This window comes from Pseudomonas sp. AAC (assembly GCF_000725445.1).
GTDB lineage: Bacteria > Pseudomonadota > Gammaproteobacteria > Pseudomonadales > Pseudomonadaceae > Pseudomonas > Pseudomonas citronellolis.
The window spans coordinates 478,348-504,367 of the sequence record NZ_KL647097.1 but is presented as its reverse complement, the minus strand read 5'-3'; the positions used below and the strand labels follow the sequence as shown (position 1 = coordinate 504,367).

Below are 26,020 nucleotides of genomic sequence, written 5' to 3'. Positions count from 1 at the left end.
TTTCAGTAGGACGCGAAATGCAGTGAAACCGAGCACTGTGACAAGTGCAAGTTCTACAAGTGCTGTAGGACGCGTCCGGAATCCTCCAGGGTGGTCGTTCAGTCGCGCCGGCCGAGGCGGGCGAGGGCATCGCCGGCCAGGCGGTAGACGGTCCATTCGTCCAGGGGCACGGCGCCCAGGCTGCGGTAGAAGCCGATGGCCGGTTCGTTCCAGTCCAGCACCGACCACTCCAGGCGCCCGCACTTGCGTTCCACCGCCAGGCGCGCCAGTTCGCTCAGCAGCGCCTTGCCCAGGCCCAGGCCACGGGCGCTGGGGCGCACGTAGAGGTCTTCGAGGTAGATGCCGGGCTGGCTCAGCCAGGTGGAGTAGTTGTGGAAGAACAGCGCGAAGCCGGCGCCGACGCCGTCCACCTCGCCGATCAGCACCTCGGCGTAGGGGCGCGGGCCGAACAGGTGCTCATGCATGCGCCCGGCGTCGGCCTTGTTCTCGTGGGACAGGCGTTCGTACTCGGCCAGCTCGGCGATCAGTTCGAGAATCAGCGGGACATCGTCGGGGCGGGCGGGGCGCAGCTGGATGCGGGACATGGCGATCTCCTTGAAGCGGACCGCCGAGCATGCCGTGCCGGACCGGCGCTGGCAACCTCGGCGGTGGGTTATGCGCAACGGCTGCAGCCGCCCACGCCAGGGGGCCTGTGCCTCTTGCATCGGCCCCCGCGCTGGTTATGCTGGGCGCCCTTCGCCCGCGGAAGTGGCGCCATGCCCCCACGTTCATCGCTGATCCTGCTCTGCCTCGCCGCCCTCTGGCTGGCCGCCTGCTATGGCGTGCGCTTCGGCCTGCTGGAAAACGGCAGCTGGGTGGACGTGTGCGCCGACGATGCGGCGCTATGGGCGTGCCAGGCGCGCTCCGGGCTGGGCCTGCTGATCCATTTCGGGGTGTTCGGCCAGGCGGCGTTGGCGGCGTCCGTGCCGGCCTTTCTGCTGCCGGGGCGCATCGGCTGGTGGCTGGCGGCCCTGGCGCTGTTCGTCGGCCTGCTGGCGCTGGTGTTCTACAGCGTGAGCATGGCGGTGTTCGCCGTGGTGCTGGCCGGGCTGCGCCTGGTGCGCCAGCCGCGCCCGGCGCGGGCCTGAGTCAGGCGGTCGAGGCTGCGGCGGTCACGCACCTTTCCTGGCGCAGGCCGCGCCACAGGGCGCCGGCGAGCAGCAGGGCGATCCCCGCCCAGATCAGCGCCTGGCGGTTGCCCAGCCCTTCCAGCACGAGTTGCGGGACGATGCCCGCGGCGATCAGCAGCGCCAGCAGGCCGGCCTCGCGGCGCGGCGCGGTCGTTGGCCGGCAGAGGTAGACCAGCGCCGGGAACAGCAGCGCCGCATTGGGGAAGTTGCGGTAGCGCGCGTCGAACACCAGGGCCAGCATCCACACCGCGCCGGCGAAGCCGCTGGCCAGCAGCCACCAGCCGCCGCGGGCTTCCAGCCAGGCCAGCAGGCGCGCGCGCCAACCGGCCCCGGCGCCCAGCGCCAGGGAGAGGTGTGCCAGCACCAACAGGTTGAGCAGCACCAGGTAGGTCGCCCACAGCCATTCGTCGAGAAAGGTGCAGATCACCTGGGCCTGGGCGCCCCACAGGCCGACGCAGGCGGCGCCGAGGGCGGCGGCCAGTGGCTGCAGCAGGGCGTCACGGGCGTGGGCCGGGCGGCCGCCGAGCAGCAGCGCGGCGCCCCACAGCGCCAGCGACAAGGCCAGCCAGCGCGGCCAGTCCGGCTGGTTGGAAACCGGCCCGGCGAGCACGTTCTTGTCCTGCCGGTCGGCGTCGAACAGGCCCCAGTAGCCGCCCACGGCGCCTTCGATGCGGCGCTTCCACGGCTGGTCGAAGGCCTCGATCAGGTTGTAGCGCCAGCCGTGTTCCTCGGCCAGGCGCACGAAATCGCGGATGTAGCGCGCCTCGTTGACGCGGCTGGGCAGGGCGGTCTGGCGCTGGCGGCCCTCGCTGGGCCAGCCGGTCTCGCCGATCAGGATGGCCTTGCCGGGGAAGGCCTGGTCGAAGCGCTGGCGGATGTCCGCGACGTGCTCCAGGGCGCCGTCGATGCCGCTGGGCTGGTTGTCCCAGTAGGGCAGCAGGTGCAGGGTGATGAAGTCGACGCTGGCCGCCAATTGCGGGTGCTTGAGCCAGTATTCCCAGACCTCGGCGTAGGACACCGGCTGGCGCACCTGGCTTTTCACCCGCGCCAGCAGGCCTTCGAGGTACTTGCTGGTGACCTCCTGGCGCAGCAGCGTCTCGTTGCCGACGATTACCGCCTGGACCACGTCGGGGTAGGCGTTGGCCGCCGCTATCAGCTTCTGCACCTCGCGCTCGCTGTCGGCGGGGATGGCGTTGATCCAGGCGCCGAGGATCAGCTTCAGGCCATGCTTGCGGGCCAGCTCGGGAATGCCCTCCAGGCCGCTCATGGAATAGGTGCGCACGCAGGTGAAGCGCGTCGCCAGCAGCGCCAGGTCGGCGTCCATCTGCGCCGGGCGCAGGGTGAAGGGCTGGTCGAAGGGCGACTGGTCCTTGCCGAAGGGGCTGTAGGAGGCGCACTGCAGCTTGTGCGTGGGGCCAGCCGCGTCGGGCAGGACGATGGCGCGGCCTTGCAGGTACCAGGTGGCGCAGAGGGCAAGGGTGGCCAGGAGCAGACCGAGACAGTAGGCTGAAAAAGGATGGCGCTGGAATCTGGGCATGGGCGCGGTGCTTTCGAGCAGGTCGCGCATCTTAGCAATGCCCCGCCTCCGGCGTCTGTGCAGACGAGCGTGGGATGGCTCTCTGGCATCAGTGGGGGACACGAGCATGTCGTAAATGCTCCGTGGTTGTCGCAATTGGACAGTCGTTGTCGCGTACCGGCAGGTTGCGCGTCGTTCTCGGAGCAGCCCGCCAGCCCCTCGCGCAGATGATGGAGGGGCGGCCAAGACCGTCCCGGAGCGCTCGTTCCGGTGAACCTAGAACAAGGGGAGACTCTTATGCGAATGATGCGACGACTGATGGGCCTGGGTGCGGGGCTCGTGCTGTCGGCGGCAGCGGGCCTGGCCGGTGCGGCGGCCAAGCCGGAGATCACCATCGGCTATGTGGATGGCTGGTCGGACAGCGTGGCGACCACCCACGTGGCCGCCGAAGTGATCCGCGAGAAGCTCGGCTACCCGGTCAAGCTGATGCCGGTGGCGGCCGGGATCATGTGGCAGGGCGTGGCCCGCGGCAAGCTCGACGCCATGCTCTCGGCGTGGCTGCCGGTGACCCACGGCGCCTACTACGCGAAGATGAAGGACCAGGTGGTCGACCTGGGCGTCAACTACCCCGGGGCGAAGATCGGCCTGATCGTGCCGGAGTACGTCAAGGCCAACAGCATCGAAGACCTCAAGGCGATGAAGGACGACTTCGGCGGCCGCATCGTCGGCATCGACGCCGGCGCCGGGGTGATGCTCAAGACCGACCAGGCGATCAAGGACTACGGCCTGGACTACAAGCTGGTGGCCAGCTCCGGCAGCGGCATGATCGCCGAGCTGACCCGCGCCGAGAACGACAAGAAGGCGGTGGCGGTGACCGGCTGGATTCCGCACTGGATGTTCGCCAAGTGGAAGCTGAAGTTCCTCGATGATCCGAAGAAGGTCTACGGCGAGGAAGAGCACGTCGACAGCGTGGCCAACCCGGCGCTGGAGAAGAAGGCCCCGGAAGTCTGGGCGCTGCTGAAGAAGCTGCAGTGGAAGGACGGCGCGGAGATCGGCCAGGTGATGCTCGCCATCCAGGACGGCGCCAAGCCTGAGGAGGCGGCCAAGCAGTGGGTGGCCAGCCATCCGGATCGGGTGAAGGAGTGGACGCAGTAAGGCTTTGCCTGGCCTGGCGGTAGGTTGCTGCCGGGTCGGTGGAGGTTGTGCGGAGAGCCGCTTCCTTTTTGGGGGAAGCGGCTTTTTTGTTTGTTGGGGGCTGTTCGTGCCACCGGGGCGCCTGGCGTGGCCGGTGAATCCAATCGCGCGCAGGGCGCGCTCCTACATGGGAATGGTGCGGGTGGGCGGCGTAGGAGCGGCTCCTGCGAAGAGCCCCACGGCGTGGCCGCCAAGGCTCAACCCATCCTACGAAAATCATCCTGGCGCGGTCGGCAAATGACGGGAGTGGAGGAGGGTGCCGGACTGGCAAGCCACTCCGAACGGCCCCCTCTCCCTCTGGGAGAGGGCTGGGGTGAGGGCGCCCTTGAACCCAGCACCTGTCCGAAATTATTTGACCACCACAACCATAACTCCCGGCAAACCCCATTCGCGAGCAAGCTCGCTCCTACAGGTACCTCCGCCATTTCTGCGCCGAAGGCTCTAGAAAGCCACTCCCAGCCCGCTACGACTAAAGTCGTCTGGAGGCCTTGCACCAGAGTCCTAAAGTGGGGATCGACGACATCCGCGTCATCCCCCGCTGTGAGGACAAGAACAAAATGAACGACAGCATCTACCAGCGGATTGATACCAATCCGCGCTTCAAGGAACTGGTGGCCAAACGCGAGCGATTCGCCTGGCTGCTCTCACTGATCATGCTGGGCCTGTACGTGGCCTTCATCCTGCTGATCGCATTCGAACCGCAAGTGCTGGGCACCAAGGTGAGCCCCGATTCCTCGGTGACCTGGGGCATTCCCCTGGGCGTCGGGCTGATTCTGTCCGCCTTCGTCCTCACCGGCATCTACGTGCGCCGTGCCAATGGCGAGTTCGACCGCCTGAACCAGGAAGTCCTCAAGGAGGTCCAGCAATGATCGCCCGCCTGTTCGCGGCCCTCGGCCTGGCCGCCTTCGCCCCCGCCCTCTGGGCCGACGCCCTGACCGGCGACGTGCAGCGCCAGCCGATCAACGTCTCGGCGATCGTCATGTTCGTCGCCTTCGTCGGCTTCACCCTGTGCATCACCTACTGGGCCTCCAAGCGCAGCAAGTCGGCCGCCGACTTCTACACCGCAGGCGGCAGCATCACCGGCTTCCAGAACGGCCTGGCGATCGCCGGCGACTACATGTCCGCCGCGTCCTTCCTGGGGATTTCCGCGCTGGTGTTCACCTCCGGCTACGACGGCCTGATCTACTCCATCGGCTTCCTCGTGGGCTGGCCGATCATTCTCTTCCTGATCGCCGAGCGCCTGCGCAACCTCGGCAAGTACACCTTCGCCGACGTGGCCTCCTACCGCCTCAAGCAGAAGGACATCCGCACCCTGTCCGCCTGCGGCTCGCTGGTGGTGGTGGCCTTCTACCTGATCGCGCAGATGGTCGGCGCCGGCAAGCTGATCGAACTGCTGTTCGGCCTGAACTACCACGTCGCCGTGGTCATGGTCGGCATCCTGATGGTGCTCTACGTGCTGTTCGGCGGCATGCTGGCCACCACCTGGGTACAGATCATCAAGGCCGTGCTGCTGCTGTGCGGCGCTTCCTTCATGGCGATCATGGTGCTCAAGCACGTCAACTTCGACATCAGCGCGCTGTTCTCCGAAGCCATCAAGGTGCACCCCAAGGGCGAGGCCATCATGAGCCCCGGCGGCCTGGTGAAGGACCCGATCTCGGCCTTCTCCCTGGGCTTCGCGCTGATGTTCGGCACCGCCGGCCTGCCGCACATCCTGATGCGCTTCTTCACCGTCAGTGACGCCAAGGAAGCCCGCAAGTCGGTGTTCTTCGCCACCGGTTTCATCGGCTACTTCTACATCCTGACCTTCATCATCGGCTTCGGCGCCATCGTGCTGGTGAGCACCAACCCGGCCTTCAAGGACGCCGCCGGCGCCCTGATCGGCGGCAACAACATGGCCGCCGTGCACCTGGCCGACGCCGTGGGCGGCAGCCTGTTCCTGGGCTTCATCTCCGCGGTGGCCTTCGCCACCATCCTCGCGGTGGTCGCCGGCCTGACCCTGGCCGGTGCCTCGGCGGTGTCCCACGACCTGTACGCCAGCGTGATCAAGGGCGGCAAGGCCAACGAGAAGGACGAGCTGCGCGTGTCGAAGATCACCACCGTCGCCCTGGGCGTGGTCGCGATCGTCCTCGGCATCCTGTTCGAGAAGCAGAACATCGCCTTCATGGTCGGCCTGGCCTTCTCCATCGCCGCCAGCTGCAACTTCCCGGTGCTGCTGCTCTCGATGTACTGGAAGAAGCTGACCACCCGCGGCGCCATGATCGGCGGCTGGCTGGGCCTGATCACCGCGGTGGTGCTGATGATCCTCGGCCCGACCATCTGGGTGCAGATCCTCGGCCACGAGAAAGCCATCTACCCGTTCGAATACCCGGCGCTGTTCTCCATGGCCGTGGCCTTCATCGGCATCTGGTTCTTCTCCATCACCGACAAGTCGGCGGCGGCGGACGAGGAGCGCGCACGCTTCTTCCCGCAGTTCATCCGCTCGCAGACCGGCCTGGGCGCCAGTGGCGCAGTAGCCCACTGATGCCTCGCGGCTGACCCGACGAAGCCGGAGGCTCGCCTCCGGCTTCGCCTTTTACGCACTGCCACAAGGGGCTCGCGATGCCCGAGAGCTTCAACTTCTCCGCGCCGCCGTTCGACCAGCTGCGCTCGAGCGAGCGCCAGGCCTTCGCCGAGGCCCTGAGCGTCGCCTACTACACCAGTGGCGAGACCGTGCTCGAAGCCGGCGCGGCGGTGCCCTGCCTGTTCATCGTGCTCAAGGGCGTGGTGGAGGAACGCGGCGAGGACGGCCGTTTGTTCGCCCAGTACGCCGGCGACGACCTGTTCGACATCCGCGGGCTGTTCTCCGGCAGCAGCAAGCACGCCTACCGCGCGGTGGAGGAGAGCATCCTCTACGAACTGCCGGCCAGCACCTTCCACCAGCTGTGCGGCGACAATCCCGGCTTCGCCCGCTTCTTCCAGGCCGACCTCGCGGCCAAGCGCCAATTGGCGCGGCGCGACGGGCAGAACCTGGCCGAATTCATCCTCACCCGCATCGCCCGCGAGCACCTGCTGCCGGCCATCGAAGTGGACGCCGGGCTGCCCCTGGGCGACGCCGCGCGCCTGCAGCTCAGCCATGGCGCCGATGCCCTGCTGGTGCGCAGCGGCGGCGAGTTGGGCATCGTCACCCGCACCGACCTGATGCGCGCGCACTTCCGCGACGGTCGCGCCGAGGACGAGGCCATCGGCCCGCTCGCCCACGGCCCGCTGGCCAGTGTCGAGCTGGGCGACTTCCTGTTCGACGCCATGATCCTCATGACGCGCCTGCGCATCGAGCGCGTCGCGGTGCACGAGGACGGCGAAGTGGTCGGCCTACTGCACCTGACCCAGGTGCTCAGCCTGTTCTCCACCCATTCCCACGTCCTGGCGCTGCGCATCGCCCGCGCCGAGACCGAGGAGGAACTGCGCGGCGCCGCCGAGACGCTGCACACCCTGATCGCCACCCTGGCCGGCAACGGCATCCGCCTGCGCTTCATCATGCAGCTGGTCGGCGCGCTCAACGAGCAATTGCTCGAACGCCTCTTCGAACTCTTGATACCGGCGCCGCTGCGCAGCCGCTGCTGCCTGGTGGTGATGGGCAGCGAAGGCCGCGGCGAGCAACTGCTCAAGACCGACCAGGACAACGCCCTGATCCTCGCCGACGACTTCCCCCAGGAGCAGGCCCTGGCGCTGATGCAGCGCTTCAGCGAAGCACTGCTGGCCTGCGGCTACCCGCCGTGCCCCGGCGGCGTCATGGCCAGCCACGCGCAGTGGTGCAAGCCGCTGGCCGCCTGGCAGCGCGAGCTGAATGCCACGGCCCTGGAGGGGCGCCCGGAACAACTGCTGCGCCTGTCGATCCTCGCCGACGCCTGGCCGGTGGCCGGCAACCGCCAGCTGTTCGACGGCCTGCGCCAGGGCCTGCTGGGCTTCGCCGCGGACGGCGAGCGCTGGCTGGCGGACATCGCCGTGGCGGCCCTGCAGTTCGACACCCCGCTGACCTTCCTCGGCCAGCTGAAGACCCGCGAAGAACACCTGGACATCAAGCGCGGCGGCATTTTCCCCATCGTCCACGGCTGCCGCGTGCTGGCCCTGCGCGAGGGCCTGGAGGCGCGCGGCAGCCTGGCCCGGCTGGAAGCGCTGAAGGCGCGCGGCGTGCTCGACGAGGGCCTGGCGGAGAACCTCGCCGAGGCCTTCGAGCTGTTCCTGCAACTGCGCCTGGTCCAGCAACTGGCCGGCGAGCGCGACGGCCGCCAGCAGGGCCTGGACGTCGCCCGCCTGAGTCGCCACGAGCGCGACATGCTGCGCTTCGGGCTGCATGCGGTGAAGAAGTTCAAGCAGAGCCTGGAACGGCAGTTCCACCTGGAGAGCCGATGAACGCCCTGGTGAAGATTCCCGACCATCACTGGTCCGGCTGGCGCCGCCGGCTGTACTGGTGCCTGCATGCCCCGGAGGAGGCCGAGGAGATCGTCTCCCTGGACCTGGAGACCACCAGCCTCGACCCGCGCAAGGCGGACATCCTCAGCATTGGCGCGGTGCTCATCCGCCGCGGCAAGCTGGTGCTCGGCGAGCGCCTGGAGCTGCTGGTGGAGCCGCCGGCCAGCCTCGACGGCGAGTCGATCCGCATCCACAAGCTGCGCCGCGCCGACCTCGAAGGCCAGCTGCCGCTGGACGAGGCGCTGCGCCGGACGCTGGCCTTCATCGGCGACCGCCCGCTGCTGGGCTACTACCTGTCGTTCGATGTCGCCGTGCTGCGCCGCCACCTGCGCGAGCGCCTGGGCGAGGCCCTGGGCAATCCGCGCATCGAGGTCTCCGCGCTGTACCAGCGCAAGATGGCGCGGCGCTACCCGGACCTGCACCTGGACCTGCGCTTCGACACCCTGGCGCGCACCCTGGGCATTCCCGTGGAAGGCCGCCACACCGCGCTGGGCGATGCGCGCAGTGTGGCGCTGATGTTCCTGCGCCTGCGCAAGGGCTCGCTGCCCGACCTGCAGCACTGAGCCCGCGGCGCAGAAAAACTGAATCCCGGCGTTGCGGCGCCAGTCCCAATAGCAGGTGGGCAGCCCGTGCGCTGCCCGTTCCGCGGACGCGGGCCGGCATTGCCGGCGTGCCGTCCGACTGCCTACGGGAGGCGCACCATGGGAACCATTCTGCTGGTCATCCTCATCCTTCTGCTCATCGGCGGCCTGCCGGTGTATCCCTATTCGCGCAGCTGGGGCTACGGGCCCTCGGGGATCCTCGGCGTGGTCCTGGTGGTGCTGCTGGTCATGCTCCTGCTGGGCTACGTATAGCGTGAACCCTTTGCGGTTCGCCGCCGGCGCAAGGTGCGCAAAGTGATCCAGGACACAGCCCGCCGTCCGCCCACGCCCTACCATGATGGCCTTTTGCAGGACGGGGGAAAGGGAATGCTCGGAGTCGTACTGGTCGCCCTGGGCAGCCTGTGGCTGCTCGGCCAGTTGCTCAGTGGCCTGGTGGCGCTGCCGGCGGCGGACTGGCTGGCGCGGGAGAGCGATCCGCAACGCTACTGGCAGTTCGTCTATTTCGCCCCGGCCCTGCTGCTGGCGCTGGGCTTCTTCCTGTTGCGCTACCGCGTGCATTCGTTCGCCGGCCTGCGCCGCGAGAAGGTCAATTGCGCGGCCTTCGTGCTGATCTTCGCGGGCGTCGCACTGGTTCTCGGGAAGCTTTCCTGTCTGCTGCTTCCATTGTTCTGAAGGCCGCGCCTTACCTGGCTGTGGCGCCGGTTTGCCGGCGCCATTCAGCAGCCTGATTAAAGCGCAGCGCGGGCGGGGCCTTGGCTACACTGCCGGACAATTCCCCGGACAAGACAAGGCAACCCCCCTATGCAAAACCGCATGATGATCACCGGCGCCGGTTCCGGCCTGGGCCGTGAAATCGCCCTGCGCTGGGCCCGCGAAGGCTGGCGCCTGGCCCTGGCCGACATCAACGACGACGGCCTGGCCGAAACCCTGCGCCTGGTGCGCGAGGCCGGCGGCGACGGCTTCACCCAGCGCTGCGACGTGCGCGACTACAGCCAGTTGACGGCGCTGGCCCAGGCCTGCGAGGAGAAGCTCGGCGGCATCGACGTCATCGTCAACAATGCCGGCGTGGCCTCCGGCGGCTTCTTCGAGGAGCTGTCGCTGGAAGACTGGGACTGGCAGATCTCCATCAACCTGATGGGCGTGGTCAAGGGCTGCAAGGCCTTCCTGCCGCTGCTGGAGCGCAGCAAGGGGCGCATCGTCAACATCGCCTCCATGGCCGCGCTGATGCAGGGCCCGGCGATGAGCAACTACAACGTGGCCAAGGCCGGCGTGGTGGCCCTGTCGGAAAGCCTGCTGGCCGAGCTGAGCCTGGTGGACGTGAAGGTCCACGTGGTCTGCCCGTCGTTCTTCCAGACCAACCTGCTGGACTCCTTCCGCGGCCCCAGCCCGGACATGAAGAACCAGGTGGGCAAGCTGCTGGAAGGTTCGCCTATCAGCGCCGCCGACATCGCCGACTACATCCACCAGGAAGTCGAGCGCGGCAGCTTCATGATCCTGCCCCACGAGCAGGGCCGCCTGGCCTGGCAGGTCAAGCAGCAGAACCCGCAGGCGATCTACGACGAGATGACGCGCATGGCGCAGAAGATGAAGGCCAAGCAGCGCAGCCTGGCCTGAGTCTCTGCACCGCTTCGGTGCAAGCGAAAACAGCGCTTGCCCAGGGCGGTGCAAAAGCGTAGTTTTGCTTCACCGGCCTGCCTGCCGATGTAAGTTGGACCCCAGTGAAAGCCCCGCCTCCATCGCGGGGCTTTCGCTTTTCCGGGCCAGGCCACGCAACATTGCCGCCCGGCGCTTCCGTGGCGCCAGCGCCTGTGCTAGAAGGCAGCGTCGTCCAGAGGGAGTCTCACCGTCTTGCAGTCCGAATCCATCGTCTATGGTTGCATCCGCGACTGGCCCGGCGACTCCATGGAGCGGCGCCTGCGCCGCGCGGCCAACCGCAAGGTGCTGGACAGCCTGCCGGTGGGCGAGGCCTGGCCGTTCCTCGGCCGCGAGATGTTCAGCCGCTGCGAGCAGGAAGGCGCTGGCCTGTACCAGTCCCAGGTGATCCACTTCGGCGCCAGCTACCCGGCTATCGAATACGAGTGGAACCTGTGGGTGGAGCAGTTCGAGGCGCTGCTCAAGCGCCTGTACTGGGCCAGCGCGGTGGTGCACCTGGAAACCGAACTCAACGGCTGCCACACCTTCCGCTGGGAATCCGAACGCGGCTTCCACAGCCCCCAGGAAGGCGACCTGCGGGTACGCTGCGCCTGGGAACGCGAAGGCGGCCTGCGCGGCTGAGCCGCCAAGGAAAGCGAGATGCTCAACTACCTGTGGTTCCTCCTGGCCGCGTTCTGCGAGATCGCCGGTTGCTACGCCTTCTTCCTCTGGCTGCGCCTGGACCGCACGCCCCTGTGGATAATTCCCGGGCTGTTCAGCCTGCTGTGCTTCGCCCTGCTGCTGACCCGCGTCGAGGCGGCCTATGCCGGGCGCTCCTATGCGGCCTATGGCGGCATCTACGTGGCGGCGTCGCTGTTCTGGCTGGCGTATGTGGAGAAGAGCCGGCCGTTGTGGAGCGACTGGCTGGGCGTGGCGCTGTGCATCGTGGGGGCGAGCGTGGTGCTGCTGGGGCCGAAGTTGGCACCTTGATGGGGGGCTGGCTTTTCGTAGGAGCGAGCTTGCTCGCGAACAAGCTCCCCGGTGACTCCGCTGCCGGGCCCACCTCTGTTCCCTCTCCCTAACCCTCTCCCTGAAGGGAGAGGGGACCGTTCGGCGTGCTCGGGTATTTTGGAGTTAGCCGGCAACTCCGAAGGTTGCCGGCTGAAACCATTTCCTCTCTCGGCACGGACAAGCCCCCTCTCCCTTCAGGGCGGGGCGCGCAGCCGAGGGCTGGGGAGAGGGCGCTCCAAAGCCCAGCACCTAAAGTCCCCGACAAGCGCCATTCGCGAGCAAGCTCGCTCCTACGCGGCATCAGCCATGGCGTACCCCTGTAGGAGCGGGCCCTGCCCGCGATATCGCGCGCAGGGCGCGCTCCTACACCACCACACACCCCGTAGGATGGGTTGAGCGAAGCGAAACCCATGCGGCCGTGGCGATGGGTATCGCTCAGCTCTCCAGCCACTCCTTCGGCACTTCCGCCTTGAGCATCAGCTGGCACTGCTGGCTCTCCGGATCGAACACGATCACCGCCTCGCCGCGCCTGAGCGCGTGGCGGGCGCGTTCGACGCGGGTGGCCAGGGGCGTGTCGTCGCCGTTGTCGGTGCCTTCGCGGGTGACGAAGTCTTCCAGCAGGTTGTTGAGGGTCTCGGCTTCGAGCAGGTCGTAGGGAATCAGCATGGGCGGGCACTCGGCGGAACAGGCGGCGATTCTAGTCGCGCGCCGGCCCGCCGGCGAGTGCGGAGCGCCTCAGTGGTGCCCCTTTTCGTCGTCCTTGCCGTTGTCCAGCAACTCGCCCACCGGTTGCACGTGGGTGGTGCTCTCCATGTGCACCGGGTGTTCCAGTTGCTTGCTGAAGCGCTCGATGGCGCCTTCCTTGGGCTCGGCGTCGCTGTCGAACACCGGCGGGCTGAGCAGGTAGGCGCAGAGCAGGCGCGCCAGGTTGGCCAGGCTGTCGATGTGGGTGCGCTCGTAGCCGTGGGTGGCGTCGCAGCCGAAGGCCAGCAGCGCGGTGCGGATGTCGTGGCCGGCCTCGATCGCCGACTGCGCGTCGCTGTGGTAGTAGCGGAACAGGTCGCGGCGCACCGCCACCTCGTGGCGCTCGGCCAGGCGCAGCAGGTGCCGCGAGAGGTGGTAGTCGTAGGGCCCGCCGGAGTCCTGCAGGGCCACGCTGACTGCGTGTTCGCTGGAGTTCTGCCCCTCGGCCACCGGGGCGATGTCGATGCCGACGAACTCGCTCACGTCCCAGGGCAGGGCGCCGGCCGCGCCGGAGCCGATCTCCTCGGTGATGGTGAACAGCGGGTGGCAGTCGATCGGCGGCTCCTGGCCGCTTTCGACGATGGCCTTGAGCGCCGCCAGCAGCGCCGCCACGCCGGCCTTGTCGTCCAGGTGGCGGGCGCTGATGTGGCCGCTGTCGGTGAACTCCGGCAGCGGGTCGAAGGCCACGAAGTCGCCGATGGACACACCCAGCGAGGCGCTGTCGGCCGGGCTCACGGTGTAGGCGTCCAGGCGCAGCTCGACGTGGTCCCAGCTGATCGGCAGGCTGTCCACCGCGGTGTTGAAGGCGTGCCCCGAGGCCATCAGCGGCAGCACGCTGCCGCGCAGCACGCCGTTGTCGCAGAACACGGTGACGCGGCTGCCCTCGGCGAAGCGGCTCGACCAGCAGCCCACCGGGGCCAGCGCCAGGCGGCCGTTGGGCTTGATCTCGCGGACGATGGCGCCGATGGTGTCCAGGTGCGCCGAGACCGCGCGGTCCGGGCTGTTGCGGCGGCCGGCGAGGGTCGCGCGGATGGTCCCGCGGCGGGTCATCTCGAAGGGGATGCCGATCTCCTCCAGGCGCTCGGCGACGTAGCGCACGATGGTGTCGGTGAAGCCGGTGGGGCTGGGGATGGCGAGCATCTCCAGCAGCACCCGCTGCAGGTAGTTGAGGTCCGGTTGCGGCAGTCGGCTCATGCGGGCACCTCGCGGTCCAGGGGTTCGCGGCTGAGCGGGAAGAGCAGGTCGAGGAAGCGTTCGGCGGTGGGCTGCGGCTCGTGGTTGGCCAGGCCCGGGCGCTCGTTGGCTTCGATGATCACGTAGTCCTCGCCCTCCACGTCGGGCACCAGCAGGTCCAGCCCGGTGACCGGGATTTCCAGCGCTCGCGCGGCGCGGATGGCGGCCTCGCGCAGGGCCGGGTGGAGCTTGTCGGTGACGTCTTCCAGGGTGCCGCCGGTGTGCAGGTTGGCGGTGCCGCGCACGGCCAGGCGGCGGCCTTCGGGTAGCACGTCGTCGTAGCCGAAGCCGGCGGCCTGCAGGGTGCGCTCGGTCTCGCCGTCCAGCGGGATGCGGCTTTCGCCGCCGGTGGCGGCCTGGCGCCGGCGGCTCTGCACCTCGATCAGCTGGCGGATGCTGTGGCGGCCGTCGCCGATCACCGTGGCCGGGTGGCGCACCGCGGCGGCCACCACTTCGTAGCCGATCACCAGCACGCGAAGGTCCTGGCCGGGGTGGTAGCTCTCCAGCAGCACGCGGCCGTCGAACTGGCGGGCGTGTTCGATGGCGGCCTCGACCTCTTCGGCGCGCGTCAGGTTCACCGCCACGCCCTGGCCCTGCTCGCCGTCCACCGGCTTGACCACCAGCGCGCCGTGCTCGGCGAGGAAGGCGGCGTTGTCCGCGGCGCTGGCGGCCAGGCGCTGCTGCGGCTGCTTCAGCCCGGCGCGTTCCAGCGCCCGGTGGGTCAGGCGCTTGTCCTGGCAGAGGGTCATGCTCACCGCGCTGGTCAGGTCGCACAGCGACTCGCGGCAGCGGATGCGCCGGCCGCCCTGGGTCAGGCTGAAGATGCCGGCCTCGGCGTCCTGCACCTGCACTTCGATGCCGCGGCGATGGGCCTCGTCGACGATGATCCGGGCGTAGGGGTTCAGGCCCTGCTCGGGGCCGGGGCCGAGGAACAGCGGCTGGTTGATGCCGTTCTTGCGCTTGATGGCGAAGGTCGCCAGCTCGCGGAAGCCCAGCTTGCGGTACAGCGCCTTCGCCTGCTTGTTGCTGTGCAGCACCGACAGGTCGAGGTAGGCCAGTTCGCGGCTCATGAAGTGCTCGATCAGGTGGCGCACCAGCGCCTCGCCGACGCCCGGCCGGCTGCATTGCGGGTCCACCGCCAGGCACCAGAGGCTGGAGCCGCCTTCGGGGTCGTGGAAGGCCTTGGCGTGGTTCAGGCCCATGACCGCGCCGACCGCGTTGCCGGTCTCGCTGTCCTCGGCCAGCCAGTAGGTGGGCCCGCCCTGGTAGTGCGGGGTGAGCCGCTGCGCGTCCACCGGCAGCATGCCGCGGGCCAGGTACAGGCGGTTGACCGCCGCCCAGTCGTCCTCGCCGTGCACCCGGCGGATGCGGAAGCCGCGGAACGAGCGGCGCGCCGGGCGGTAGTCGGTGAACCACAGGCGCAGGGTGTCGGAGGGGTCGAGGAACAGCTGCTGCGGCGCATGGGCCAGCACCTGCTGCGGCGCCGCCACGTAGAGGGCGATATCGCGCTCGCCGGGGCGCTCGTTGAGCAGCTCGCCGGCCAGCGCGTCGGGTTCGGCGAAGGTGTGCCCGATCAGCAGCCGGCCCCAGCCGCAGTGCAGGCTGTGGGGCTCGCAGCCGGGCTGCTCGTGGTCCTCGGCGAAGCGCGCCTGCAGGCGCTGGTAGGTCGGCACCTGGCCGCGCAGCAGGCGCTGGTTGTGCGGATGGGGCAGGTTGAAATGGCTTTTCATGGTTCGCTCCCTGGGGGGCGGGCCGCCGGTACGGTGCCGGTGGCCCGTGCTGCTGGCTGGGTCAGAGTCCCTGTTCGGTCAGCCAGAGGTTGAGGGCGGCCAGCTGCCAGAGCTTGGAGCCGCGCAACGGGGTGAGGTCGTCCTGCGGGCTGCCGAGCAGGCGGTCGATCTGCGTCGGCTCGAACAGGCCGCGGTCCTGGCTCGGGTCCAGCAGCAGTTCGCTGACCCAGGCCCGGGTGTTGCCCTGCAGGTGCTTGAGGCCCGGCACCGGGAAGTAGCCCTTGGGCCGGTCGATCACCTCGGCCGGGATCACCCGCCGCGCCGCGGCCTTGAGCACCTGCTTGCCGCCGTCGCCGAGCTTGAAGCGCGCCGGGATGCGCGCCGAGAGTTCGGCCAGGCGGTAGTCGAGGAACGGCACGCGGGCCTCCAGGCCCCAGGCCATGGTCATGTTGTCGACGCGCTTGACCGGGTCGTCCACCAGCATGATGGTGCTGTCCAGGCGCAGCGCCTTGTCCACCGCGTCGCTGGCGCCGGGCATGGCGAAGTGCTCGGCGACGAAGGCCTGGGCTACGTCCTCGACGCGCATGGCCGGGCGCACCGTGGCCTCGTACTCGCCGTGGCTGCGGTCGAAGAAGGCCGCGCGGTAGGCGTGCAGCGGCGAGGCGGCGTCGACCATGGGCGGGTACCAGTGGTAGCCGGCGAACAGCTCGTCGGCGCCCTGGCCGCTCTGCACCACCTTGCAGTGCTTCGACACCTCGCGGGCGAGCAGGTAGAAGGCGATGCAGTCGTGGCTGACCATGGGTTCGCTCATGGCGCGGAAGGCCGCCGGCAGCTGCTCGATCACCTCGTTCTCGCCGATGCGCAGCTGGTGGTGGCGCGTGCCGTAGCGGCGGGCGATGAGGTCGGAGTAGCGGAACTCGTCGCCGCGCTCGCCGCCGGCATCCTCGAAGCCGATGGAGAAGGTCAGCAGGTCGTCCACCCCGGCCTCGTGCAGCAGGCCGACCAGCAGGCTGGAGTCCACCCCGCCGGAGAGCAGCACGCCCACCTCGCGGGCGGCGCGCTGGCGGATGGCCACGGCCTCGCGCAGGCTGTCCAGCACGCGGTCTTCCCAGTCCTCCAGGCGCAGTTCGCGCTCGTCCTCGCGGCAGCCGTATTCCAGGCGCCACCAGCAGTGCTGTTCGCTGCGGCCATCGGCGTCGATGCTCATCCAGGTCGCCGGCGGCAGTTTGCGCACGCCGTTGAGAATGGTGCGCGGCGCGGGCACCACGGCATGGAAGTTCAGGTAGAGGTTGAGCGCCTCGGCGTCCAGGCTGGTGTCGACGCCGCCGCCCTGCAGCAGCGCCGGCAGGCTGGAGGCGAAGCGCAGGCGCTTGTCGTCCCGGGCCAGGTACAGCGGCTTGATGCCCAGGCGGTCGCGGGCGATGAACAGCCGGCGGGCGTCGCGCTCCCAGATGGCGAAGGCGAACATGCCATTGAGCCTGGGCAACAGTTCCTTGCCCCAGGCGTGGTACCCCTTGAGCAGCACCTCGGTGTCGCCGCCGGAGAAGAAGCGGTAGCCGAGGGCTTCCAGCTCCTTGCGCAGCTCGGGGTAGTTGTAGATGGCGCCGTTGAACACCAGGGACAGGCCCAGGGTGGTGTCGATCATCGGCTGGCCGGAGGCTTCGGCCAGGTCCATGATTTTCAGCCGGCGGTGGCCGAGGGCCACTGGGCCTTCGCTATGGAAGCCCCAGGCGTCGGGTCCGCGGGGGGCGAGATGGTGGGTGATGCGTTCGACCGCCGCGAGGTCGGCCGGTTGATTGTCGAAGCGTAGTTCTCCTGCTAAGCCGCACATTTTCCTTACCGGTTCTCCGTTGGGGATGAATGGGGTTCAGGCCGGGGCCCTTTTTTTGTGTTAACAGAAAGACTCTTTCATGTGAAAGTAGTTCTATGATTTTTTTATGAATTACTGCGGTTTTTGAACGGACGATTGATTATGGTTGAAAGGAAAAATGCCTTGGAGGATGCCTATGCGCTGTCCATGTTCCAGGCCCTGCGGCGGCTGCAGCAGGGCAGCGAGGTGCATGCCAAGCGCCTGAGCCGCTTCGGCGGGCTGACGCCGCTGCAGTTGCTGATCCTGCAGGTGATGCTGGTGGAGCGGGAGATCACTGCCAGCCGCCTGGCCAAGCGCGTGAGCCTGTCCCAGGCTTCGCTCTCGGGCGTGCTCGACCGTCTGGAAAGCCGCGGCCTGCTGGCGCGTCGGCGCGACGAGCAGGACAGGCGCAAGCAGTGGTTGCTGCTGGAGGACGCTGGCCGCGATGCGCTGCAGTCGGCGCCGCCGCTGTTGCCGGAATATGTGCTGGCGCGCTTCGCCGAATTGCCCGAGTGGGAGCGGCATGCGGTGTTGGCGGGGTTGTTGCGGGCGGCGGAGTTGTTCGAGTTGCCGGAGGAGGAGGAAGAGGAGTGAGGGGGCCACGCAATACCAATCGCGGTACGACCGTGCCTCAGCGTAGGGCGAATAACCGTTCGCGGTTATCCGCCGATACACCGAAGCCACAGCCCACGCCAAGGTCAACCCAGACGCCGCCGGGAGCCAAGGCTAAACGGCGGATAACGCCGTAGGCGTTATGCGCCCTACATGGGTATCGCTTCGCTCAACACCATCCTACGGGGTGGTTTGCCGGCCACGCCGGACGCCCCGGTGACAATCCGTTCAGCCTTCAGCCTTCAGCCTTCTTCTGCCCCCGCACCAACTCGCGCAGGAAGAACCGGTTGGGATGGCAGGCCTCGGCCACGGCGCGGGGCAGGGGTAGCGGTTCGTCGTCCAGCCAGGCTGCCAGCAGTTCGCCGGACAGCGGCGCGCTGATCAGCCCGCGGGAACCGTGGGCGCTGTTCAGGTACAGGCCGTCGAGCCAGGGGCAGGGCGCTTCGGGCACCTGGCGGGCGTCCTTGGCCAACACGGCGTAGGCCTCGGCGAAGGCTTCGCGCGCGGCCAGCGGGCCGATCAGCGGCAGGTAGTCCGGGGTGGTGCAACGGAACGCGGCGCGGCCTTCGAGGGCTGCCGGGTCCTGCGGGCCCAGGCGCTGCAGCAGGTCCGGGGAGATTTCCCGCAGCAGCTCCAGGTTGCCCTGGTGTTCGGCGACGGTGGGCTGCAGGTCGTCGCTGTGAAAGTCGAAGCTGGCGCCCAGGGTGTGCTCGCCCAGGCGCGGCGGGGCGACGTAGCCCTCGGCGCAGACCACGGTACGCAGCGCCGCGCTGGCGTCGGTGGCCGGCAGGCGGCTGATCTGCCCGCGGATGCGCTTGAGCGGCAGGCTGGCCGCGCCGGGGAAGGCGCGTACCTCGGCCGCGATGGCCAGGACTGCCACCGGCGCCGAGGCCAGGCGCTGCTCGCCGTCGAGGGCATGCCACTGCCCGCCGTCGCGCTCCAGGCGCACCTCGTGGCCGCTCAGCAGCTCGATGTTCGGGTGTTCGGCCAGGGCCCGGCACAGCGCCGGCGGATGCGCCCAGCCGGCCTCGGGGAAGAACAGCCCGCCGGCCGGCAGGGCGATGCCGGCGGTGGCTTCGGCCTGTTCCCGCGAGAGCGCCTGCAGCAGGTCCTCGGGGAAGGCTTCGGCCAGCTTTGCCTGGCGTTTGCCCTCGGCTTCGTCGAAGGCCAGTTGCAGCACGCCGCAGGCGTCCCAGTCGCGGCCGCGTTGCAGGCGTTCCAGCAGCCGGCGGGTATGGCCGAAGCCGGCTACCACCAGGCGCGACAGCGCCGTGCCGTGGGCCGAGAGCTTGAGGTAGAGCACGCCCTGGGGGTTGCCCGAGGCCTCCGCGGCCAGTTCGCCATGGCGTTCCACCAGGCTTACCTTCCAGCCGCGCACAGCCAGGCTGGCGGCGGTGGCGCAGCCGGCCAGGCCGCCGCCGACGACCAGCGCGCGGCGCTCGCCCACGGGCGCCGGCGGGCGCGCATACCAGGGCTTGGCGGCGTCCTGCGGCTGGCCCTGGAACTCGCCCACCAGCATCTCGCGCTTCTGCCCGAAGCCCTTGACCCGCTGCATGGCGAAGCCGGCGGCGATCAGCCCGCGGCGGACGAAACCGGCGCTGGTGAAGGTGGCCAGCGTCGCGCCGGGGGCCGCCAGCCGCGCCAGTTCGGCGAACAGCGGCTCGGTCCACATCTCCGGGTTCTTCGCCGGCGAGAAGCCGTCGAGGAACCAGGCGTCGATACGCGCTTCCAGCTCCGGCAGGGTTTCCAGCACGTCGCCCACCAGCAGGGTGAGCACCACCCGGCCACCGTCGAACAGCAGGCGCTGGAAGCCGGGGTGGATGGCGTGGTACTGCGCCAGCAGCTGCTCGCTCCAGGGCCGCAGTTCATCCCACAGGGCCAGGGCGCGCGCCAGGTCGTCGCGGCGCAGCGGGTACTTCTCCACGCTGACGAAGTGCAGGCGCGCATCCGCCGGGGCCAGGGCTTGGAACTGGCGCCAGGCGCAGAGGAAGTTCAGGCCGGTGCCGAAGCCGGTCTCGCCGATGCACAGGCGCCCGCCCGCCGGCAGTGCGGCGAAGCGTCGCGGCAACTGGTTGCCGTCGAGGAACACGTGGTGGGTTTCCGCCAGGCCCGAGGCGCGGGAGAAGTACACGTCGCCGTAGGCGCGCGACAGGGGCTGGCCGTTTTCGTCCCAGTCGAGCTGGGCGCTGTGGTGGTCGGGCATGGGGCTACCGGCAGGAAAGCGAAGCGCGCATTTTAGCCGATCCCCCGCGCAGACAGCCTGCGTCACATCCGCTACCTTCAATGCAACCCGCAGTCAGGAGGCAGTGCATGTTCGAGTCCGCCGAGATCGGCCATTCCATCGACAAGGAAACCTACGAAAGGGAAGTCATAGAGCTGCGCGAAGCCTTGCTGGAGGCCCAGTACGAGCTCAAGCGGCAGGCGCGGTTCCCGGTGATCATCCTGATCAACGGCATCGAGGGGGCCGGCAAGGGCGAGACGGTCAAGCTGCTCAACGAGTGGATGGACCCGCGGCTGATCCAGGTGGACAGCTTCCTCTGGCCCACCGACGAGGAACTCGCGCGACCGCCGCAATGGCGCTTCTGGCGGCGCCTGCCGCCCAAGGGGCGCACGGCGATCTTCTTCGGCAACTGGTACAGCCAGATGCTCCACGCGCGGGTCAACGGCGACATCAAGAGCAGCCGCCTGGACGTGGCCATCGACGCCGCCGAGCGTTTCGAACGCATGCTCTGCGACGAGGGCGCGTTGATCTTCAAGTTCTGGTTCCACCTGTCCAAGAAGCAGCTCAAGGAGCGCCTGAAGACACTGGAGAAGGACCCCCAGCGCTCCTGGCAGCTGAGCGAGATCGACTGGCTGCAGAGCGAGGTCTACGACAAGTTCGTGCGCTACGGCGAGCGCGTGCTGCGCCGCACCAGCCGCGACTACGCGCCCTGGTACATAGTCGAAGGCGCGGACGAGCGCTACCGCAGCCTGACCGTCGGCCGCACCATCCTCGAAGGCCTGCAGGCGGCGCTCGACGTCAAGGACCGGCCGCGCCGGCAGCCCCATGCCGCGCCGCTGGTGGCCAGCCTGGACAACCGCGGCCTGCTCGACAGCCTCGACCTGAGCCTGGCGCTGAGCAAGGACCAGTACAAGACGCAACTGGCCCGGGAGCAGGCGCGCCTGGCCACGCTGATCCGCGACAAGCGCTTCCGCCAGCATTCGCTGCTGGCCGTGTTCGAGGGCAACGACGCCGCCGGCAAGGGCGGCGCCATCCGCCGCGTCACCGACGCCCTGGACCCGCGCCAGTACCACATCGTGCCCATTGCCGCGCCCACCGAGGAGGAGCGCGCCCAGCCCTACCTGTGGCGCTTCTGGCGGCACATGCCGGCGCGCCGGCAGTTCACCATCTTCGACCGTTCCTGGTACGGCCGGGTGCTGGTGGAGCGCGTCGAGGGCTTCTGCCCGCCGGCCGACTGGCTGCGCGCCTACTCGGAGATCAACGACTTCGAGGAGCAACTGGTGGAGTTCGGCATAGTGGTAGTGAAGTTCTGGCTGGCCATCGACAAGGACACCCAGTACGAGCGCTTCAAGGAGCGCGAGAGCATTCCCTTCAAGCGCTACAAGATCACCGAGGAAGACTGGCGCAACCGCGACAAGTGGGACCAGTACGTCGACGCGGTGGGCGACATGGTGGACCGCACCAGCACCGAAATCGCGCCCTGGACCCTGGTGGAGGCCAACGACAAGCGCTTCGCCCGGGTCAAGGTGCTGCGCACCCTCAACGATGCGCTGGAGGCGGCGTTCGACAAGGACAAGTGAAGGAGACGGCGATGGTCTACGTGCAGCGCGATGAGAACGGCCGCCTGGTGCGGGTCGAACGCGAACCCTTCGCCGGCGGCCAGGGCGCCCCGGCCGACGACCCCGAGGTGCTGGCCTGGATGAGCGGCGCCCTGGATGCGCGCCTGCAGTCCCTGCAGCGCTCGGACCTGGAGCTGGTGCGGGTGATCGAGGACCTGGTCGGCGTGCTGGTGGGCCGCGGCCTGATCCGCTACACCGACCTGCCCGAAGCGGCCCGGCGCAAGCTGGAGGACCGCGCCACCACCCGCGCGGGGCTGGATGGGTTGGGGGCTTTGGTCGAGGAGGAGGATGAGCGGTTGTTCTGAGGGTGGTGAATCCAATCGCGGACAGAGTCTCCTACAGCATGAACGAGCATGGCTTTTCGTAGGATGGTGTTGAGCGAAGCGATACCCATCAGCGCAACCGCATGGGTTTCGCAAGCTCAACCCATCCTACGAAGAGCGCCCTCGGCGCAGACAGTTGCTCCTACGTCCGTGCGCCCCTGTAACCGTAGGAGCGGACTCTGTCCGCGATTCGGCGCCCCTCTATCCCCTCTCACCCCAGGGCGCCGGCGTCCCGACCAACCGCCCCATCGCCCCCTTGATCCCCATCTCCCGCAACACCCGCAATTCCCCCTCGCTCTCCACCATCTCCGCGATCAGCGGCAGGTCGATGCTGTTGGTGGCGCGGAACACCGCCTCGATGAACAGGCGCTTGGCCTGGTCCTGGTCGATGGCGCGGATGTAGCTGCCGTCGAGCTTCAGGTAGGCCAGGCCCAGATGGGTGAGGTTGCCGATCAGGCTGAAGCGCCCGCCGAAGTGCTGCAGGCCGAGGCTGGCGCCGGTTTCGCGCACGGCCTGGCCGAGTTGTTCCAGTTCGGCCGGCGGCGGCAGGTAGCGCTCGTCCAGTTCCAGAGTCAGCAGGGCGGCCTGCTGCGGGTTGGCCTTGATGGCTTCGAGCAGTTGCCGCAGCGCCCGGGGCTCGCGCACGCTGGCGGCCGACAGGCTCAGCGCCACGGGTTCGGGGTGCCGGGCCAGGTGGGCCAGGGCGTGTTCGAGCATGGCCCGATCCAGGCGGGCCGCCCAGCCGAAGCGCTCCACCCAGGGCAGGAACTGTCCGGCGGCTACTGCCTGGCCCTGCGGGTCGAGCAGGCGCGCCAGCAGCTTCTGCTGCAGCAGGGCGCCGTCGGCGCAGGCGCGTACCGGTTGGAACCACAGTTGCAGCTGGCTCTTCTGCAGCGCGCTGTCGATCCAGGCGTGCCAGGCATGGCTGTCCTGGGCCGGCTGGCCATTGGATTCGTCGAGGCGTTGCCAGGGCCGTTCGGCATTGGCCTGGGCGCTGGCCAGGGCCTGGTCGGCGCGGGCCAGGACGCTGGCCGCCGCTTCCCCCGGGCGGAACGCGGCCAGGCCCAGGTGCGCCACCGGCTGGACGTCGCTGGCGCCGGTGCGCTGGAGGCTTTCCAACTGGTCGCTGAGGGCTTCGGCCAGGCGCTCGGCGCCGCTGCCGTCCAGCCCCGGGGCGAGCAGGGTGAATTCGCCGCCACGGCTGCGCGCCGCCAGCCAGTCGGGCTTGCCGTGCTGGGCCTGGGCGCCCTGCAGCAGGCCGGCGACTTCGCGGATCAGCGCGTCGGTGCGCTGGCCGCCCAGGCGCTGGTTGAGCCCGGCCAGGTCGTTCAGGCGCAGCAGCAGCAGGTAGCCGGCGGCGCTCTGCTCGCCGGGGGTCAGCTGGGCTTCCAGGCGGGCGTCGAACAGGCGCCGGTTGGCCAGGCCGGAGAGGCTGTCCTGGTAGGCCTCCTCGCGCAGCTTCTCGCTGCGCGAGGCCTCCTCGGCGAACAGCGCCTTGAGCTTCTCGACCATCTGGTTCATCGCCTGCACCACCCGGCGCAGTTCCGGGGTGCGCGGCTCGCGGGGCAGGGTGAGGAATTCGCGGCGGGTGATGGCCCGGGCCTGTTGCACCATCTGGTCCAGCGGGCGTAGCTGGGTGCGCAGCAGCCAGCCGCCGAGGATCGCGCTGACCACCCCGCAACCGAGCAGCCAGGCCAGGCTGCCCAGGGCGCTGTCCCACAGCCGCGCCAGGGCGAACTGCGGGTGGCTGACCACCTCGACCCGCGCCGCCTGCTCCCAGTCGCGCATGATCAGGGCGTCGCCGCCTTCGGCCTTGAGGTTGACCAGGCGGGCGAACCAGCCGGGCACCTCGCCGTTGCCCGGGGCGGCCTTGCGTTCCACCAGCACCTGGCCGTCGGCGATGCGCACCACGCGGATGCTGGCGAAGTAGCCGCTGTCGAAGATGGAGCTGACCATCAGCTCGATCATCGCCGGGTCGTCGACGTGGGGCGTCAGCGACAGGCCCAGGGCGGTGGCGGCGTCCTGGGCGTGGGAGCGCAACTGGCTTATGAGCTGCTCGCGGGAACTCTCCAGGCTGGTGGCGAAGCTGCCGGCGAAGGCCACCACCAGGAACAGGCAGATGGCCAGGAAGAGTTGCTTGAGTAGCGACATGCATGCCTCCTAGCGCGTCTCGTCGAGGATCAGCCCCTCGCCGCGCATCTTGGTCAACAGGTCCTGCCAGCGCGACAGCTGCTTGCTGCTGCCGCTGCGCTTGCCGCCGCCGGGGCCGGGCAGCCACAGCCCTTCGGCGTTGAAGGCGTAGACCGGGAGCAGGTCCTGGCGCTGCGAGGCGGGGCGGATCTGCGGGATGAGGTTGTCGAGCACCAGCGGTTCGGCGTCGGGGCTGGCGTACCAGGTCAGCACCATGTGCGCCTGGTTCAGGCGCAGCGCCTTGACGTAGGTGATGCGCAGCTTGTCGCTGGGGATGCCGAGCTGGCGCAGGGTGACGTACTTGGCGATGGCGTAGTCCTCGCAGTCGCCGGCGCCTTTGTACAGGGTCTCGACGGGCGTCGCCCAGTAGTCTTCCTGGCCCCACACGCTGCGGTCGTCGCGGAACGCCAGGCTGGCGTTGAAGAAGTCGTTGGCGGCCTTGAGCTTGCCGGCCTCGTCCTGGCCCCGGGCGCTTTGCAGCAGCTCGCCCCAGTCGCGGATGCGCTGGCGCGCCGGGCCCAGGTCGCCCCAGCGTTGCTCGGCCTTGCGCAGGATGGCGTCGAAGTCCCACTGCGCCTGGATGCCCAGGGCCAGGACGAGGAGCAGCGCCAGGCCGGCCCGGAGGTGGGGCAGGCAGACGAACAGCCGACGGGCTCCTCGCAATGGCTGCATCGCCAGTGCTCCAGGGGGGATGTGGCAAGTCTAGGCGCTGTTCGCCGGCTGTCGATGCCGCCTCAGAGACGGCGGGTCTTCACCTTCAGCAGGATGTACAGGCTGACCAGCACCGCGCTGGCGAGCATGAACACCCGGGCCCAGAGGTGTGGGACCAGGTAACAGGAGAAGCCGATGCTGATCCACATCAGCCCCACGGTGTAGAGTTTGCCCTTGAGCGGGATGCCGTTGCCTTCCAGGTAGTCGCCGATCCACGGGCCCAGCCTGGGGTGGCTCACCAGCCAGTCGTAGAAGCGCTGCGAACTGCGCATGAAGCAGGCCGCGGCGAGCAGCAGGAAGGGCGTGGTGGGCAGCAGCGGCAGGAAGATCCCCGCCACGCCGAGCGCCACGCTGAGCCAGCCGACGGCCAGCAGCAGGTAGCGCACCCAGGCGTGACGGCTACGGCGGATTTCCCGCGGTGCCATAGGCGCCGGATCAGTGTTGGCGGGGCTTGAGCAGCGCCGGCTTCTCTTCCGGGGCCTGGCAGAGCAGGAACAGGTTGGTCAGCAGCTCGGGGATCTGCGCGACCATGTCGTCCACCAGGTGGCGGTCGCGGGCGATCTCGTCGAACTCCGGCTGCTCGTCGAACAGCCCGGAACCGACCATGATCGGCAGCAGCAGCTCGCTGACTTCTTCCTCGGCCTGCTCGAACCACACGGCCTCGCGCAGGAACACGCCTTCCATGAAGCCGATGCACCAACCGCGGATATCGGAGTCGTCCGGCTCATCGCCCAGGTAGGGCTCGCAGGGCAGCTCCAGCTCCTCGTCGCCGGCCAGTTGGCGGGTGATGTGCGCCTTGAGCAGCAGCAGGGAGCCCTCGATTTCCTCGCGCTCGGCGTCGCTGCGATAGTGCGGCGGCTCGGCGAAGAGCGCATCGATCCACTCGCGGTCGGGCACCTGGTCGGGGCAGATCGCCAAGGCGGTCAGGTAGCCGTGGGCCGCGACATAGTCCAAGGCTTCCTCGTGCAGGTCGTCGGCATCGAGAAAGGCTTGCAGGCGGGCCAGTTGGTCGGCGAAGGACATCGGTTACTACCTCGGCGGGGATGCGGGCCTGAATTGTAGTCTTTCCGCGGCCCGCGGGCCAGCCACGGGGCTTGGTGGCCGGCGTGGGGTTCTGCTTTTCGTAGGAGCGGACCCTGTTCGCGATAGCCGGACATATCGGCGCGATTCGCGGGTGAGAGCCGCTCCTACGCCGCCCACCCGCACCATTCCCAT

25 protein-coding genes are annotated in these 26,020 nt (G+C 68.8%); 14 read left to right on the top strand and 11 right to left on the bottom strand.

The genetic code is table 11. The annotated features are described in order from the left end of the window. Window positions 1–98: 98 nt before the first annotated feature. Entirely contained in the window at window positions 99–584 is a 486-nt protein-coding gene (locus FG99_RS16045) for a GNAT family N-acetyltransferase (protein ID WP_043271035.1), read from the bottom strand. Between the two features lie 171 nt (window positions 585–755). Here FG99_RS16045 and FG99_RS16040 point away from each other — a divergent pair, with 171 nt between their 5' ends. After that, window positions 756–1,127, top strand: a complete 372-nt coding sequence (locus tag FG99_RS16040; protein WP_043271033.1) for a hypothetical protein — start codon at window positions 756–758, stop codon at window positions 1,125–1,127. Between the two features lies 1 nt (window position 1,128). Here FG99_RS16040 and FG99_RS16035 read toward each other — a convergent pair whose 3' ends face one another. Beyond that, window positions 1,129–2,706 carry a glycoside hydrolase family 17 protein gene (locus tag FG99_RS16035; protein WP_043271557.1) on the bottom strand — a complete coding sequence of 526 codons (1,578 nt, stop codon included), beginning with the start codon at window positions 2,704–2,706 and terminating at the stop codon, window positions 1,129–1,131. Between the two features lie 276 nt (window positions 2,707–2,982). On the opposite strand from FG99_RS16035, the gene FG99_RS16030 reads away from it, so the two are divergent. From FG99_RS16030 to FG99_RS15985, 10 genes are all read left to right on the top strand, one after another. Continuing rightward, the gene (locus FG99_RS16030) at window positions 2,983–3,840 is read left to right on the top strand and encodes a glycine betaine ABC transporter substrate-binding protein (protein WP_009620494.1); all 858 of its coding nucleotides are present in this window, start codon (window positions 2,983–2,985) and stop codon (window positions 3,838–3,840) included. A 596-nt stretch (window positions 3,841–4,436) separates the two neighbouring features. Further along, window positions 4,437–4,748, top strand: a complete 312-nt coding sequence (locus FG99_RS16025) for a DUF485 domain-containing protein (RefSeq protein ID WP_024128557.1) — start codon at window positions 4,437–4,439, stop codon at window positions 4,746–4,748. Then, complete coding sequence (locus FG99_RS16020; RefSeq protein ID WP_009620490.1) at window positions 4,745–6,400, top strand: cation acetate symporter; 1,656 nt, start codon at window positions 4,745–4,747, stop codon at window positions 6,398–6,400. The genes FG99_RS16025 and FG99_RS16020 overlap by 4 nt, the downstream gene beginning before the upstream one ends. 77 nt (window positions 6,401–6,477) lie before the next feature. Next, window positions 6,478–8,268, top strand: a complete 1,791-nt coding sequence (locus FG99_RS16015) for a DUF294 nucleotidyltransferase-like domain-containing protein (protein WP_043271031.1) — start codon at window positions 6,478–6,480, stop codon at window positions 8,266–8,268. Next, window positions 8,265–8,891, top strand: coding sequence for a 3'-5' exonuclease (locus FG99_RS16010; protein ID WP_009620486.1), 627 nt, complete (start codon window positions 8,265–8,267; stop codon window positions 8,889–8,891). Before FG99_RS16015 ends, FG99_RS16010 begins: the two co-directional genes overlap by 4 nt. 138 nt (window positions 8,892–9,029) lie before the next feature. After that, window positions 9,030–9,182, top strand: a complete 153-nt coding sequence (locus FG99_RS31415; RefSeq protein ID WP_009620484.1) for a DUF3309 family protein — start codon at window positions 9,030–9,032, stop codon at window positions 9,180–9,182. Between the two features lie 114 nt (window positions 9,183–9,296). Continuing rightward, a complete protein-coding gene (locus FG99_RS16000) occupies window positions 9,297–9,602 on the top strand; it encodes a hypothetical protein (RefSeq protein ID WP_009620483.1) in 306 nt (101 codons plus the stop codon). A gap of 129 nt (window positions 9,603–9,731) precedes the next feature. Further along, entirely contained in the window at window positions 9,732–10,544 is an 813-nt protein-coding gene (locus tag FG99_RS15995; protein WP_009620482.1) for an SDR family oxidoreductase, read from the top strand. 234 nt (window positions 10,545–10,778) lie between these two features. Continuing rightward, a complete protein-coding gene (locus FG99_RS15990) occupies window positions 10,779–11,204 on the top strand; it encodes a hypothetical protein (protein WP_043271029.1) in 426 nt (141 codons plus the stop codon). 18 nt (window positions 11,205–11,222) lie between these two features. Continuing rightward, a complete protein-coding gene (locus FG99_RS15985; RefSeq protein ID WP_009620480.1) occupies window positions 11,223–11,552 on the top strand; it encodes a YnfA family protein in 330 nt (109 codons plus the stop codon). 456 nt (window positions 11,553–12,008) lie between these two features. Here FG99_RS15985 and FG99_RS15980 read toward each other — a convergent pair whose 3' ends face one another. From FG99_RS15980 to FG99_RS15965, 4 genes are all read right to left on the bottom strand, one after another. After that, a complete protein-coding gene (locus tag FG99_RS15980; RefSeq protein WP_043271026.1) occupies window positions 12,009–12,239 on the bottom strand; it encodes a YheU family protein in 231 nt (76 codons plus the stop codon). 69 nt (window positions 12,240–12,308) lie between these two features. Continuing rightward, complete coding sequence (locus FG99_RS15975) at window positions 12,309–13,511, bottom strand: osmoprotectant NAGGN system M42 family peptidase (protein ID WP_009620478.1); 1,203 nt, start codon at window positions 13,509–13,511, stop codon at window positions 12,309–12,311. Beyond that, on the bottom strand, window positions 13,508–15,280 hold the full coding sequence (gene ngg, locus FG99_RS15970; protein ID WP_043271024.1) for an N-acetylglutaminylglutamine synthetase: 1,773 nt from the start codon (window positions 15,278–15,280) through the stop codon (window positions 13,508–13,510). Before ngg ends, FG99_RS15975 begins: the two co-directional genes overlap by 4 nt. A 61-nt stretch (window positions 15,281–15,341) precedes the next feature. Next, the gene (locus tag FG99_RS15965) at window positions 15,342–17,111 is read right to left on the bottom strand and encodes an N-acetylglutaminylglutamine amidotransferase (protein ID WP_043271022.1); all 1,770 of its coding nucleotides are present in this window, start codon (window positions 17,109–17,111) and stop codon (window positions 15,342–15,344) included. A 141-nt stretch (window positions 17,112–17,252) separates the two neighbouring features. On the opposite strand from FG99_RS15965, the gene FG99_RS15960 reads away from it, so the two are divergent. Then, window positions 17,253–17,723, top strand: coding sequence for a MarR family winged helix-turn-helix transcriptional regulator (locus FG99_RS15960; RefSeq protein WP_043271020.1), 471 nt, complete (start codon window positions 17,253–17,255; stop codon window positions 17,721–17,723). Between the two features lie 253 nt (window positions 17,724–17,976). Here the strand turns inward: FG99_RS15960 and mnmC are convergent, their stop codons facing one another. Then, window positions 17,977–19,944 carry a bifunctional tRNA (5-methylaminomethyl-2-thiouridine)(34)-methyltransferase MnmC2/FAD-dependent 5-carboxymethylaminomethyl-2-thiouridine(34) oxidoreductase MnmC1 gene (gene mnmC, locus FG99_RS15955; protein ID WP_043271018.1) on the bottom strand — a complete coding sequence of 656 codons (1,968 nt, stop codon included), beginning with the start codon at window positions 19,942–19,944 and terminating at the stop codon, window positions 17,977–17,979. Window positions 19,945–20,051: 107 nt separating this feature from the next. On the opposite strand from mnmC, the gene pap reads away from it, so the two are divergent. Continuing rightward, on the top strand, window positions 20,052–21,542 hold the full coding sequence (gene pap, locus FG99_RS15950) for a polyphosphate:AMP phosphotransferase (protein ID WP_009620467.1): 1,491 nt from the start codon (window positions 20,052–20,054) through the stop codon (window positions 21,540–21,542). Window positions 21,543–21,553: 11 nt separating this feature from the next. Beyond that, window positions 21,554–21,886, top strand: coding sequence for a hypothetical protein (locus FG99_RS15945; protein ID WP_043271016.1), 333 nt, complete (start codon window positions 21,554–21,556; stop codon window positions 21,884–21,886). A 219-nt stretch (window positions 21,887–22,105) separates the two neighbouring features. Here FG99_RS15945 and lapD read toward each other — a convergent pair whose 3' ends face one another. From lapD to FG99_RS15925, 4 genes are all read right to left on the bottom strand, one after another. Then, window positions 22,106–24,055: a cyclic di-GMP receptor LapD gene (gene lapD, locus FG99_RS15940; protein WP_043271014.1), complete on the bottom strand. Its 1,950-nt coding sequence runs from the start codon at window positions 24,053–24,055 to the stop codon at window positions 22,106–22,108. A gap of 9 nt (window positions 24,056–24,064) precedes the next feature. Further along, window positions 24,065–24,766, bottom strand: a complete 702-nt coding sequence (gene lapG, locus FG99_RS15935; protein WP_043271012.1) for a cysteine protease LapG — start codon at window positions 24,764–24,766, stop codon at window positions 24,065–24,067. A 62-nt stretch (window positions 24,767–24,828) separates the two neighbouring features. Continuing rightward, window positions 24,829–25,230, bottom strand: a complete 402-nt coding sequence (locus FG99_RS15930) for a YbaN family protein (protein ID WP_043271010.1) — start codon at window positions 25,228–25,230, stop codon at window positions 24,829–24,831. 10 nt (window positions 25,231–25,240) lie between these two features. After that, the gene (locus FG99_RS15925; protein WP_043271008.1) at window positions 25,241–25,828 is read right to left on the bottom strand and encodes a UPF0149 family protein; all 588 of its coding nucleotides are present in this window, start codon (window positions 25,826–25,828) and stop codon (window positions 25,241–25,243) included. Between the last annotated feature and the right edge of the window lie 192 nt (window positions 25,829–26,020).